The following is a 13,593-nucleotide window of genomic DNA, read 5'->3' as shown; positions in this document are numbered from 1 at the left end:
GCCCTGCATATGCAGGGCCGATGACCTTGCGGCCCGACACTCTCCCGAATAACACTTGCCGGATGTGAAGGTTCCCCACGCCCGCTGGCTTTTTCAGGCAGGTCTGCTTATGACGCAAAATTCCGCACAAACAACCCGTTATCTGGCAGATTATCGCCCATACCCGTTTCACCTGCGCGAAACCCGGCTGGTGTTCGACCTGTCGCCCGATGCGACGCGGGTGCAATCGGAACTGGATTTCACCCCACTCGCCCAGGGGGCCGATCTGGTGCTGGACGGGGGCAGCGCGCTGATCCTGCACCGGCTGTCCATCGACGGCCGCGACCTGTCGCCCGCCGATTACGACCGCAAGGACGAGACGCTGACCATCCCCGCCGCCACCCTGCCCGACGGTCCGTTCACCCTGTCGGCGGATGTGCAGATCAACCCCGCCGCCAACACCACCTGCGAAGGGCTGTATCTGTCGGGCGGCATCTATTGCACCCAATGCGAGGCCGAGGGCTTCCGCCACATCACCTTTTACCCCGACCGCCCCGATGTGATGGCGCCCTTTCAGGTCACGATCCATTCCGATCAGCCGGTCGAGCTGTCAAACGGCGACCGCGCCGTGCCAAGCGAGGAGCGGCACGGTGCGATAACGCGAATCGGCGCGCTGTGGATCGACCCATGGCCCAAGCCCGCCTATCTGTTCGCGCTGGTCGCCGGCGATCTGCGCGCGGTCAGCGGCAGGTTCACCACCATGTCGGGCCGCGAGGTGGCGCTGAACGTCTGGGTTCGTCCGGGTGACGAGGATCGCGCCGGTTTCGCCCTGGAATCGCTGGTGAAATCCATGCAGTGGGATGAGCAGGTCTATGGCCGCGAATATGACCTGAGCGAGTTCAACATCGTTGCCATCGACGATTTCAACATGGGCGCGATGGAAAACAAGGGGCTGAACATCTTCAACTCGAAACTGGTGCTGGCCAGCCCCGACACCGCCACCGACACCGATTACGAACGGATCGAGGCGGTGATCGCGCATGAATATTTCCACAACTGGACCGGCAACCGCATCACCTGCCGCGACTGGTTTCAGCTTTGCCTGAAGGAAGGGCTGACGGTGTTCCGCGACCAGCAGTTCACCTCGGACCTGCGCTCGGCCCCGGTCAAGCGAATCGAGGATGTGAAAACCCTGCGCGACCGCCAGTTCCGCGAAGACGCCGGGCCGCTGGCGCATCCGCCCCGGCCCGACCGCTATCAGGAAATTAACAATTTCTACACCGCTACCGTTTATGAAAAAGGGGCCGAGGTGATCGGCATGTTGAAACGGCTTGTGGGGGATGATGGTTACAAGGCCGCGCTGGATCTGTATTTCACCCGCCACGATGGCGACGCCGCCACGATCGAGGATTGGCTGGCGGTGTTTCAGGATGCAACCGGCCGCGATCTGACGCAGTTCAAACGCTGGTATACCGACGCGGGCACGCCGCATCTGACCATGGCCGAGGATTGGGCTGCCGATGATGGCCGCCTGACCCTGACCTTTACGCAGGAAACCGCACCGACGCCCGGTCAGCCGGACAAGCCGCCGCGTGTCATCCCCATCGCCGTCGGCCTGATCGGCCAGAACGGCGACGAGCTGCGCGAAACGCAGGTGCTGGAAATGACGCAGGCGCAGCAGGCGTTCCGTTTCGACGGGCTTGGCGCGCGGCCCGTGGTTTCGGTCCTGCGCGGCTTTTCCGCGCCCGTCACGCTGTCGCGCGATCTGGATGACGCGGGCCGGGCCTTTCTGCTGGCCCATGACCGCGACCCCTTTGCCCGGTGGGAGGCGGGGCACGGCCTTGCCCTGTCATCGCTGACCGCGATGGCGCAGGGCGGGACGGCGGCGGCGGGGCATCTGGACGCCATCGGCCGCCTGATCGCGGACCAGACGGCAGAGCCGGCCTTTCGCGCGCTGTGCCTGACCCTGCCCGGCGAGGATGAGGTGGCCAGCCTGCTGGCCGCGCGCGGGGTGACGCCCGATCCCGACGCGATCCACGCGGCGCGCGAATCGCTGGCCGCTGATCTGGCACAGGCGCATCAGGCGGCCCTGGCCGCGCTGTATGACGCGATGGAGACCGGCGGTCCTTATACCCCCGATGCCGAACCGGCGGGGCGGCGCGCGCTGCGGCTGGCGGCGCTTGGGCTGCTGTCGCGGCTGGACGGCGGCGCGCGGGCAGCGGCGCTGTTCGACAAGGCGGGGAACATGACAGAGCAGATGGGCGCGCTGACCGCTCTTGTCCGCGCAGATCGCGCCGATGCGGCGCTTGACCGGATGCTGGGCCTGTTCAGCGGCAACCGGCTGGTGATGGACAAATGGTTCGCCGTTCAGCCGATGGCCGCGCCGCCCGCCCGCGCCGCCTCAATCGCCCGCGCTCTGGCTGCGCGCGACGATTTCGACTGGAAAAACCCCAACCGCTTCCGCGCGCTGATCGGCGGGCTGGCGGCCAACCATGCCGCGTTCCATGCCGCCGATGGCTCGGGCTATGATTTCATTGCCGACTGGCTGATCCGGCTGGACCCGGTGAACCCGCAGATCGCTGCCCGCATATCGGCCGTGTTCGACACCTGGCACCGCTATGACCCCGACCGGCGGGCGCGCGCCCGCGCTGCGCTGAACCGGATCGCGGCGCTGCCGGGCCTTTCGCGCAACAGTTCTGAAATGGTCACGCGGATCATTGCCGCAGGTGATTGATGCCTATTGGCCCGGCGACACGAAACGGTGATAGTGCTGTCATGAACGCCAAGACTGACATGCAGGCCCGGCTGGACCCGCTGATCGCGGAACGCGCGCCATGGTTCTTTTCGGGCCGCCCGCATCATGCGCTGGCCCGCAGCGTGATGATGCGTTTGCTGCGCTATCCCGAAACGATCCGGCTGGCGGCGGAATTCCGCGATCTGCCCACGCCCGAAATCGTGCGCCGGATGGAATCGCTGATCGTGCGCGACGTCACGGTGCAGGGGCTGGAACACATTCCCGCCACCGGCCCGGCGCTGATCGTGGCCAACCACCCCACCGGCATCGCCGACGGGCTGGTGCTGCACGCGGTCATCAGCCAGTTGCGCGGCGATCTGTTCATCTATGCCAATCAGGACATGATCCGGGTGCTGCCGCAGATGGTCAGCCTGATCGCTCCGGTCGAGTGGCGTCAGGACAAGCGCAGTCACGCCAAAACCCGCGCCACCATGGACTACACGCGCGAGGCGTTGGGGGCCGGGCGCATCGGGCTGATCTTTCCGTCCGGGCGACTGGCCAAGCGGCGCGGGCTGACGCTGCACGAACGGCCGTGGATGGCCAGTGCCGCCATGATCGCGCGCAAATTCGGCGCGCCGGTCATTCCGCTGCGCATCCGGGCGCGAAACTCGGCGCTGTTTTACCTGCTGGACGCGATCCACCCGACCCTGCGCGACGTGACCCTGTTCAACGAGGTGCTGAACAAGGCCAGCCAGCCCTATCGCCTGACCATCGGCGCGCCGATTGACCCGGCCACCCTGCCCCGCAACAGCGACGACGGGATCGAGGTTCTGCGGCAGGCGGTTCTGTCGCTGCCCGAACCGGGGCAAGGCGCGCAGCGGCTGGCCCGTGGCGGCGTGCGCCCGGTCGTATCGCCGCAGCGGCAGGGCATCGCCTGACCGGACGGGCCGCGCCCCGGCCTATACCACCATATCGTCGCGGTGAACGATGACCGCCCGCCCCGGATAGCCAAGGATCGTTTCGATCTCGGCGGTGCGATGCCCGGCGATGGCGCGCGATTCCGCCGCGGTATAGCGCGCCAGCCCGTGGGCCAGCGTTTCGCCCAAGGGGCCGGTGATCGCCACCGGATCGCCGCGTCCAAACTCGCCCGTCACGGCGCGGACCCCCGCTGGCAGCAGCGATTTTCCCGTGGCCAGCGCCGCCGCCGCACCCGCATCGACCGCCAGCGTGCCACGCGGCTTCATCGCCGCGATCCAGCGTTTGCGCGCGGCCTGCGGATCGCCTTCGGGCAGGAACCAGCTGCACCGCGCGCCCCCGGCCACGGCACGCAAGGGATGCAGCACCGAGCCTTCGGCAATCGCCATCGCACAGCCGCCCGCCACCGCCGTCCGGGCCGCCAGCAGCTTGGTTTTCATCCCGCCCCTGGACAGCCCGCTGACCGGATCGCCGCCCATGGATTCGATTTCGGGCGTGATCCGCTCGATCACGGGCAGATGCACGGCGGCGGGGTCGGTTTTGGGGTTCGCGGTATAAAGCCCGTCCACATCCGACAGCAGCAGCAACTGATCCGCGCCGCAGGTCACGGCAATCTGCGCCGCCAGCCGGTCATTGTCGCCAAAGCGGATCTCGTCCGTGGCGACGGTATCGTTTTCATTCACGATCGGCACCGCGCCAAGGCCCAGCAGAGTCTGCATCGTCGCCCGGCTGTTCAGGTAACGGCGGCGATCCTGCGTGTCCTCCAGCGTGACCAGCACCTGCGCCGTGGTGACGCCATGCGGAGCCAAGGCCTCTTCATAGGCACGGGCCAGCCGGATCTGCCCGACCGCCGCCGCCGCCTGCGCCTGTTCCAGCGGCAGCGCAGTATCCGGCAGGCCCAGAACCCGGCGGCCAAGCGCGATGGACCCCGATGACACCAGCACCACATCGGCCCCGCGCCGCCGCCAGTCGGCAACGTCATCGCACAGCGCCCGCAGCCAGTCGCCGCGCAGGCCATCCGGCCCGACCAGCAAGGCCGAGCCGATTTTCACCACCAGACGACGCGCTGCCGCCAGATCCGGGCTTAGGGTTGCCATGTGTCGGGTGCCTGTTTCGGGGCCTGATCGGCGCGATGCGTGGCGACTTGCGCCCACAGCGCGCGCAGCACCTCGGTCACGCCGGTTTTCGACACGCCCGACATCAGCATCACCGGCCCGCCGATTTCGGCCTCCAGTGCGGCGCGGCGCTCGGCCAGCGTGTCGTCATCCAGCGCGTCGATCTTGTTCAGGGCGGTGACGCGCGGTTTCGCCATCAGGATGGGCGAGTATTTTTCCAGTTCCGTCAGGACTGTGCGCGCATCCGTCGCCACATCCTCGGAGGTGCCATCGACCAGATGCAGCAGAACGGCGCAGCGTTCGATATGGCCAAGGAAACGGTCGCCGATGCCGCGCCCCTCGGATGCGCCTTCGATCAGGCCGGGAATGTCGGCGACCACGAATTCGCGCCCATCGACCCCGACAACACCCAGATTGGGGTGCAGCGTGGTGAACGGGTAATCGGCGATCTTGGGCCGCGCGTTGGATGTGGCGGCCAGAAATGTCGATTTCCCGGCATTGGGCAGGCCGACCAGCCCGGCATCGGCGATCAGTTTCAGCCGCAGCCAGATGGTGCGCTCGATCCCCGGCAGGCCGGGGTTGGCATTGCGCGGGGCGCGGTTGGTCGAGGTCTTGAAATGCAGGTTCCCGAACCCGCCGTTGCCGCCGCGCGCCAGCAGAACCCGCTGCCCCACCTCGGTCAGGTCGGCGATGACGGTTTCCTCGTCTTCCTCAAGGATTTCGGTGCCGACCGGCACGCGCAGCACGATGTCGTCGCCGGATTTCCCGGTCATCTGGCTGCCCATGCCGTGCTGGCCGGATTTGGCAAAGAAGTGCTGCTGATAGCGAAAGTCGATCAGCGTGTTCAGCCCCTCGACCGCCTCGGCCCAGACATCACCGCCGCGCCCGCCGTCGCCGCCATCCGGCCCGCCGTATTCGATGAATTTTTCCCGCCGGAACGAGACGCAGCCCGCCCCACCCCCGCCCGAGCGGATATAGACTTTGGCAAGGTCGAGGAATTTCATGGCATCGTCCTGTTTTGCAGGCTTTCGCGATACGTCAGCGCGCCGCCCGGTTCAAGTCCGCCCCGTCACGGAAAGGTTGAGCGTGACAGGCCATCATTCCGATCATAGACCGAAACCAGTCCCAAGCAGGAGAGCTTTATGCCCGGCATCCTTACCTACGGCATCCTTGCCGCCGCCATCGTCAGCGAAATTTTTGCCACCAGCATGTTGCAGCGGTCGGAACAGTTCACCCGGCTGCTGCCCACGGTGCTGATGGGGCTTGGCTATGCGCTGTCGTTCTATCTGCTGTCGCATGTGCTGCGGGTTATTCCCCTTGGGGTTGCCTATGCGATCTGGTCGGGGCTTGGCGTGATCTGCGTGGCGCTGATCGGACGATTTGTCTTTGGCCAACAGATAGATACCGCGGGCATGATCGGCATCACGCTGATCGTTGCCGGGGTGGTGGTTCTGAACCTGTTTTCCGGCAGCGCCACGCATTGACGCTGGGTCACATTTGGCGATTTGCGGTGAAAATGATTGACTTATGTCAATCCAAAGCGTTCTGAGGCAGCACAACCATATCGGGAGAATCCCATGTCCTCCAAGGCAATTGCCGAATTTCTCGGCACGTTCATCCTCGTGTTCTTTGGTGTCGGCTCGGCCGTGCTGATGGGCGCGCATATCGGATTCCACGGCATCGCCATGGCCTTTGGCCTGTCCATCGTCGCCGCCGCCTATGGCTTTGGCGCGATTTCGGGCGCGCAGCTGAACCCGGCGGTGTCGCTGGGCTTTCTGCTGTCGGGCCGGCAAGAGATGGGTGATTTCATCACCTATGTCATCGCGCAGGTCGCGGGTGCGATTGCGGCGGCTTTTGTCATCTATGTGATCGCCTCGGGCAAGGCCGACTATTCGGTGGCCACCAACGGTCTGGGCCAGAACGGCTTTGGCCCCGGCTATAACGGCGGCTACAGCCTGACGGCGGCGCTGGTGTTCGAATTCGTCGCGACCTTTTTGTTCGTGACGGTCATTCTGGGCGCGACGCAATCCGACGCGCCGCTGGGCTTTGCCGGGCTGGCCATCGGTCTGACGCTGGCGGGCATCCATCTGGTCGGCATCGACGTGACCGGCGTTTCGGTGAACCCGGCACGCTCGATCGGTCCGGCGCTGTTCGCGGGCGGTCAGGCGCTGTCGCAACTGTGGCTGTTCATCGCCGCCCCGCTGGCAGGCGGTGCGCTGGCCGGCATTCTGCATGGCGCGGGTATCACCCGTTCGCCCCACGCCGCACCGCGCAAATCGCGCTGAGCCGCATTGAATTGACGCCTTGGGCCGTGCCGGATTCCGGCGCGGCCCTTTTTATTGGTGCCGCGCCCCCCTAGATCGACAGAGAACAGGAGGCACCATGATCCGTTTCGACAACAGCTATGCCCGCCTGCCCGCGCGGTTCTTTGCCAGCCAGCCACCGGTTCCGGTGCGCGATCCGGCCCTGTTCGCGCTGAACCGTCCCCTGGCCGAGCGGCTGGGGCTGGATGCCGACTGGCTGGCCGGGGCCGATGGCGTGGCGATGCTGGCTGGCAATGCGGTGCCCGATGGGGCCGCGCCGCTGGCCATGGCCTATGCCGGGCACCAGTTCGGCGGCTTTGTCCCGCAGCTTGGCGATGGCCGCGCGCTGTTGCTGGGCGAGGTGCTGGCCCCGGACGGCGCGCGCTTTGACCTGCAACTGAAGGGCGCGGGCCAGACACCGTTTTCGCGCCGGGGCGACGGGCGGGCGTGGCTTGGCCCGGTGCTGCGTGAATATCTGGTCAGCGAGTTCATGGCCGCCGCCGGGGTGCCGACCACCCGCGCGCTGGCCGCCGTCACCACGGGCGAGCGGGTGATCCGTGAGACGGTCTATCCCGGCGCGGTGCTGACCCGCGTGGCGGCCAGCCATATCCGGGTGGGGACGTTCGAATATTTCGCGGTGCGCGGCGATACCGAGGCTCTGGCCGCGCTGACCGATCATGTCATCGCGCGGCACTATCCCGGTGCGGAGGGTCCGCTGGGGCTGCTGGATGCGGTCATCGCGGCGCAGGCGGGCACGATTGCGCGCTGGATGGCGCTGGGGTTCATTCATGGGGTGATGAACACCGACAACATGGCGGTGTCGGGCGAGACGATTGATTACGGTCCCTGCGCCTTCATGGACGGCTTTCACCCCGACACGGTGTTTTCCTCCATCGACCAGAGGGGCCGCTATCGCTGGTCGGAACAGCCACAGATCGCGGTGTGGAATCTGGCGCAGCTTGCCACTTGTCTGATCCCGCTGATGGGCGAACAGGATGCCGCCGTGGCTGCGGCCACGACCTCGGTGCATCGGTTCCCGGCGCTGTATCAGGCAGAGTGGCTGGCCCGCTTTGGCGACAAGCTGGGGATCGACGCCACCCCCGAGGATCAGCCGCTGATCGAGGATCTGCTGCGGCTGATGGCGGCACAGCGCGCCGATTTCACCCGCGTTTTTGCCGGGCTGACCGAGGATCGCGCCCGCGATGAATTCACCGACCGCGCCGCCTTTGACGGCTGGGCGCACCGCTGGCAGGCGCGCCATCCCGATCCGGCGCGGATGGCTGTGGCCAATCCGCGCCGCATCCCGCGCAATCACCGGATCGAGCAGGCGATTCAGGCCGCGGTTGCCGGCGATCGCGCCCCGTTCGAGCGGCTGGCGGATGCCGTGGTTCACCCGTTCGAGGATCGCCCGGAATGGGACGATCTGGCCCGCCCGCCCTTGCCAGATGAGGTTGTTCCCCGCACATTCTGCGGGACATAACGGCGCGGGCAGCACCGGGGGCGCTTCGCCCCCCGGACCCCCAGAGGATATTTTCAGACCAAAGATGCGACTGGCCAGTTACAATCTGCATAAATGCCGCGGGATGACCGGACCTCATGCGCCGGAGCGGAATCTGGCGGTGATTGCGGGGTTGCAGGCCGATGTCGTGGCGCTGCAAGAGGTGGATTTCCGCTATGGCGCCCGGCCCGAGGCCTTGCCGCGTGCGCTGGTGCAAGAGGCGACCGGGCTGGTGCCGGCGGATTTTACCGGCACCGGCGAGAACTCTTTGGGCTGGCATGGGCAGACGCTGTTGCTGCGGCCCGATCTGGCGGCAGCGGCGCAGGTGCGGCGGCTGCCTTTGCCGGGGATCGAGCCGCGCGGCGCGATTGCGCTGCGTCTGCCGGGGCTGACCGTGGTGGCGGTGCATCTGGGGCTGGCGCGTTCATCCCGGCGGGCGCAACTGGCGCGGCTGGTGGCGCAGGCCGGGCGACTGGGGGCCGGGCCGGTGGCGCTGATGGGGGATTTCAACGAATGGCATGACGAACGCGGGTTAGAGCCGTTGTCGGGCTGGCAGGTCGTCGCACCGGGGCCGACATGGCCCGCCCCCCTGCCCCGGCTGCGGCTGGATCGCTTTGCCCTGACCCGCGACCTGCATTTGCGCGACAGCGGCGTGTTTCACGACATGCCCGCGCGGCAGGCCTCGGATCATTTGCCGATCTGGGCGGATATCGCCCTGCCCTGAGCGGGTATTTTTCCGTTTCGCCTGCTGTGCGATCCGGCTAAAAGGCGGCAAGCCAAAGGGAGCGTATCATGACCGCTATCATCGACATTTTCGCCCGTGAGATTCTGGACAGCCGCGGCAACCCGACCGTCGAGGTCGATGTGATGCTGGAGGACGGCACCATGGGCCGCGCCGCCGTGCCCTCGGGCGCATCCACCGGCGCGCATGAGGCCGTGGAAAAGCGGGACGGCGACAAGGGCCGATATCTGGGCAAGGGCGTGCTGGAGGCCGTGGCCGCCGTCAATGGCGAGATCGCCGAAAACCTGATCGGCGAGGATGCGGCCGAACAGCAGGCCATCGACGCGATGATGATCGACCTTGACGGCACGCCCAACAAGGGCCGTCTGGGGGCCAATGCCATTCTGGGCGTGTCGCTGGCCGTGGCCAAGGCGGCGGCGGCGGCGGCTGAACTGCCGCTGTATCGCTATGTCGGCGGCACGGGCGCGCGGCTGCTGCCGGTGCCGATGATGAACATCATCAATGGCGGCGAACATGCCGATAACCCCATCGATATTCAGGAATTCATGATTATGCCGGTCAACGCGGAAAACATCCGTGACGCCGTGCGCATGGGGTCCGAGGTGTTCCACACCCTGAAAAAGGAGCTGTCGGCGGCAGGTCTGGCGACCGGCGTGGGCGACGAGGGCGGCTTTGCCCCCAACCTGTCCAGCACCCGCGATGCGCTGGATTTCATTCTGCGCGCGGTGGAAAAGGCCGGTTACAAGCCGGGCGATGACATCATGCTGGCGCTGGATTGCGCCTCGACCGAATATTTCAAGGATGGCCGCTATGTGCTGTCGGGCGAGGGCAAAACCCTGACCGCCGCCGAAAACGTCGATTATCTGGCCGCGCTGTGCGCCGATTATCCGATTCTGTCGATCGAGGACGGTTGCGCCGAAGACGACTGGGACGGCTGGGCGCTGCTGACCGAACGTCTGGGCGGCAAGGTGCAACTGGTCGGCGACGATCTGTTCGTCACCAACCCCGACCGTCTGGCCGAAGGCATCGCGCGCGGTTGCGGCAACAGCCTGCTGGTCAAGGTGAACCAGATCGGCACCCTTTCGGAAACGCTGGACGCCGTGCGCATGGCCGACCGCGCCGGTTATACCAGCGTGATGAGCCACCGCTCGGGCGAGACCGAGGATGCGACCATCGCCGATCTGGCGGTTGCGACCAACTGCGGCCAGATCAAGACCGGCTCGCTGGCGCGCTCGGACCGGCTGGCCAAGTATAACCAGTTGATCCGCATCGAGGAAATGCTGGGTGAAACCGCCGAATATGCGGGGCGCTCGATCCTGCGCTGACAGATCAAGGGGGGGCGCAACGCCCCCCTTTCCCCTATACCGGCAGATCGCCCGGCGGGGTGTGATACAGCCGCGCGACGGTTTTCAGGCCGTCAGACAGCAATGCCCGGTCGATCTTGCACGGCAGCGCGATCCGCACCGCATTGGGCATTGCCGGGGCCGCCCCGCCGCGATCCCCCAGGGCTGAAAATTCGTCCGCCGATCGCACCAGAACGCCGCTTTCGGCGGTGCGGGTGGCAAAGGTCGAGCCGCGCCACCCCATCGGCAAATTCAGCCACAGAAACGGCACCCCCGGCTGACTGACGAACGAGGTGCCGGCCAGCACCTGCTGGGCCAGCGCGACGCGATCATCAAAGACCGCCTGCACCTTTTGCGCCAGATCGCAGGCGGTGCCGGATTCGATCAGTTCCGTCACCAGCCCCACCAGCGGCAGCGACAGGCCAAAGTGGCTGTGCTGCGCGGCCAGACGCCCGGCTGCGCCCATCCCCTCGGGGCAGATGACAAAGCCAAAGCGCAGCCCTGCGGACAGGATCTTGGACAGGCTGGACACTTGCCAGACCCGTTCCGGCGCCAGCGATCGCAGGCTGGGCAAGGCTTCGTGGCTGGCGCGCGGGGTCAGCGGGCCGGAAAAGCAGTCGTCCTCGATGATTTGCAGATCGTGGCGGCGGGCGACGGCGATCAGTTCGTGCCGACGGGCCGCCCCCATCCGCGCAACCGTCGGGTTCTGCGCCGAGGGCGTCAGGCAAACCAGTTGCGCGCCGCTGCTGCGGGCAGCGTGGTCCAGATCGTCCGGCACCATGCCCTGTTCATCCAGCGCGACGGGCTGAATATCGGCCCTTAACAGGCGCGCGGCGTGGCGCAGGCCGGGATAGGCCAGCGATTCACACAAGACGCGCGGACGCTCGCCCGACAGGCACAGCGACATGACCAGAACGATGGCGTTCTGCCCGCCATGCGTCAGCACAAGATCATCAGGGCCAAAGCTGCCGGGGCCGCGTTCCGACAGCCACCGGCAAAGCGCGGCGCGGCAAGTGCGATCACGGGTCAGCGACGGATAATCCAGCACCTCATCACCGATTCGCTGCGCCGCGCGGATCATTGCGCTGCGGATCGCCTCGGTCTGGCCGCAGTCGGGCAGTTGCGGGATACGCAGGTCAACGGTCGCCCGGCCATGAGCCGGTGAATCGACGCGATCCGTCAGCATCGGTTGCAGCGGCCCGATCCGGGGGCGCGGCTGCGCGATAAAGCTGCCACGCCCGACATGACTGTCCAGCACCCCTTCGGCGGCGGCGATCTGATAGGCGCGCGCGACGGTGCCCGGTGTGATCCCCAGCCGCCATGCCAGATCGCGCACCGCAGGCAGGCGCGTGCCAGGCGGCAGCTCGCCCGAGCGCGCCGCGTCACGCAGCGCATTGGCCAATGCGCGGAATTTCGGCCCTGCCACGTCAGATAATGTCGGCAGCCACTTTGTATCGGTCACAATGTTTTTCTTTCACGGCGCATGGCGCAATTGTATCGTTCCGCCTGTCTAGCAGCGGATTTGTAGCGATACAATCTGTGCTGGTCTGATCGCCATTGTGCGGTCATCCATTGGCCGGTTCCCCCCGGCACCACCTGGCCGGGGCATCGCCCCGGCATTTTTCAACGTCATTTGATTTCAACGTCATTTGACCCTTCTGCCTACTGGACGGGCCGATCCCGCGCACTAAACTGCGCGGCATACAGGGCGGTCACTTGCGGGTCGGAACGACTCACCCGATCCTGTTCTTAGGGAGAAAACATGAAAGATTCGAAATCGTTGGACCGCCGCAGCTTTCTGACCCGCGCGTCAGTCGGTGGCGCTGCCGCAGCCGCAGGCACCGTGCTGGCCGCCCCCGCCATCGCACAGGAACAACCCAGCATCACCTGGCGCGTGGCCTCGTCCTTCCCCAAATCGCTGGACACCATCTATGGCGGCGGCGAAGAACTGTCCAAGCGCATCAGCGAGGCGACCGACGGCAAGTTCACCCTGCAAGTGCTGGCCGCCGGTGAGATCGTCCCCGGTCTGGACGCCATCAACGCCGCAGGCGACGGCACGGTCGAGGTGGCACATTCGGTCGGCTATTACAACTGGGGCCGCGATCCGGCCTTTGCCTGCGGCGCGGACCTGCCGTTCACCTTCAGCGCGCGGTCGAAATCGGCCTATGCCTATATTGGCGGCGGCATCGAACTGTATAACGAATTCCTCGACCAATATAACCTTGTCTCGTTCCCCGGCGGTAATACCGGCGTTCAGATGGGCGGCTGGTATCGCCGTGAAATCAACACGCTGGCCGATCTTCAGGGGCTGAAGATGCGCATCTCGGGCCTTGCGGGCCGGGTGGTCGAAAAGCTGGGCGTCGTGCCGCAGCAGATCGCCGGTGGCGACATCTACCCATCGCTGGAACGCGGCACCATCGACGCTGCCGAGTGGGTCGGCCCTTACGACGACGCCAAGCTGGGGTTCCAGCAGGTCGCGCCGTATTATTATTATCCCGGTTTTTGGGAAGGCGGGCCGACGGTCAGCTTTTTCTTTAACAAGGCCAAGTTCAATGAACTGCCCTCCTCGTATCAGTCGCTGCTGCGCACGGCCTGCCAGGCCGTCGATCAAAGCATGTTGGCGAACTACGACTACAAGAACCCGACCGCGCTGCAAGAACTGGCTGCATCCGGCGCACAACTGCGCCCGTTCAGCGAAGAAATCATGTCCGCCGCATTTGACGCCTCGCGTCAGGTCTATGACGAGATTTCGGCCCAGAACGAATGGTTCAAGCGCCAGTGGGATGCGCAAAAAACCTTCCTGAACAACTGGTATCAATACGCCCAAACGGCCGAGTTCACCTATGACTATTTCATGATGCTGCAACAGCGTAATGGCAAGCTGAACCCGACCTGATCGCAGGT

At 65.9% G+C, this 13,593-nt stretch carries 11 protein-coding genes; 8 read left to right on the top strand and 3 right to left on the bottom strand.

Annotation, left to right across the window (positions count from 1 at the left end; translation table 11 throughout):
• The first annotated feature begins 109 nt into the window (after positions 1–109).
• Entirely contained in the window at positions 110–2,713 is a 2,604-nt protein-coding gene (pepN, locus tag Q4G14_RS03060; protein WP_303360247.1) for an aminopeptidase N, read from the top strand.
• 41 nt (positions 2,714–2,754) lie between these two features.
• Entirely contained in the window at positions 2,755–3,651 is an 897-nt protein-coding gene (locus tag Q4G14_RS03055) for a 1-acyl-sn-glycerol-3-phosphate acyltransferase (RefSeq protein ID WP_303360246.1), read from the top strand.
• Between the two features lie 21 nt (positions 3,652–3,672).
• Here Q4G14_RS03055 and proB read toward each other — a convergent pair whose 3' ends face one another.
• Together proB and obgE are read right to left on the bottom strand one after the other, a co-directional pair.
• Complete coding sequence (gene proB / locus Q4G14_RS03050; RefSeq protein ID WP_303360245.1) at positions 3,673–4,785, bottom strand: glutamate 5-kinase; 1,113 nt, start codon at positions 4,783–4,785, stop codon at positions 3,673–3,675.
• Positions 4,773–5,807 (bottom strand): GTPase ObgE, encoded by a 1,035-nt coding sequence (gene obgE, locus Q4G14_RS03045; protein ID WP_303360244.1) that lies wholly within the window; start codon positions 5,805–5,807, stop codon positions 4,773–4,775. Before obgE ends, proB begins: the two co-directional genes overlap by 13 nt.
• A 138-nt stretch (positions 5,808–5,945) precedes the next feature.
• Between obgE and Q4G14_RS03040 the strand changes: the two genes are divergently transcribed.
• The 5 genes from Q4G14_RS03040 to eno all read left to right on the top strand — a co-directional run bounded on the left by Q4G14_RS03040 (position 5,946) and on the right by eno (position 10,671).
• A complete protein-coding gene (locus Q4G14_RS03040; protein WP_303360243.1) occupies positions 5,946–6,287 on the top strand; it encodes a multidrug efflux SMR transporter in 342 nt (113 codons plus the stop codon).
• Positions 6,288–6,380: 93 nt separating this feature from the next.
• Positions 6,381–7,088 (top strand): aquaporin, encoded by a 708-nt coding sequence (locus Q4G14_RS03035; protein WP_303360242.1) that lies wholly within the window; start codon positions 6,381–6,383, stop codon positions 7,086–7,088.
• Positions 7,089–7,185: 97 nt separating this feature from the next.
• Positions 7,186–8,586, top strand: coding sequence for a YdiU family protein (locus Q4G14_RS03030; protein ID WP_303360241.1), 1,401 nt, complete (start codon positions 7,186–7,188; stop codon positions 8,584–8,586).
• A 64-nt stretch (positions 8,587–8,650) separates the two neighbouring features.
• Positions 8,651–9,328, top strand: a complete 678-nt coding sequence (locus tag Q4G14_RS03025; protein ID WP_303360240.1) for an endonuclease/exonuclease/phosphatase family protein — start codon at positions 8,651–8,653, stop codon at positions 9,326–9,328.
• Positions 9,329–9,396: 68 nt separating this feature from the next.
• A complete protein-coding gene (eno, locus tag Q4G14_RS03020; RefSeq protein ID WP_303360239.1) occupies positions 9,397–10,671 on the top strand; it encodes a phosphopyruvate hydratase in 1,275 nt (424 codons plus the stop codon).
• Positions 10,672–10,705: 34 nt separating this feature from the next.
• Here eno and Q4G14_RS03015 read toward each other — a convergent pair whose 3' ends face one another.
• On the bottom strand, positions 10,706–12,151 hold the full coding sequence (locus Q4G14_RS03015; RefSeq protein WP_303360238.1) for a PLP-dependent aminotransferase family protein: 1,446 nt from the start codon (positions 12,149–12,151) through the stop codon (positions 10,706–10,708).
• A 318-nt stretch (positions 12,152–12,469) separates the two neighbouring features.
• Between Q4G14_RS03015 and Q4G14_RS03010 the strand changes: the two genes are divergently transcribed.
• Entirely contained in the window at positions 12,470–13,585 is a 1,116-nt protein-coding gene (locus Q4G14_RS03010; RefSeq protein ID WP_303360295.1) for a TRAP transporter substrate-binding protein, read from the top strand.
• Positions 13,586–13,593 lie beyond the last annotated feature (8 nt).

The organism is Paracoccus sp. (in: a-proteobacteria) (assembly GCF_030538755.1).
Classification (GTDB): domain Bacteria; phylum Pseudomonadota; class Alphaproteobacteria; order Rhodobacterales; family Rhodobacteraceae; genus Paracoccus.
The sequence above is the reverse complement of the archived record's forward strand: the minus strand, read 5'-3'. Positions and strand labels throughout refer to the sequence as shown.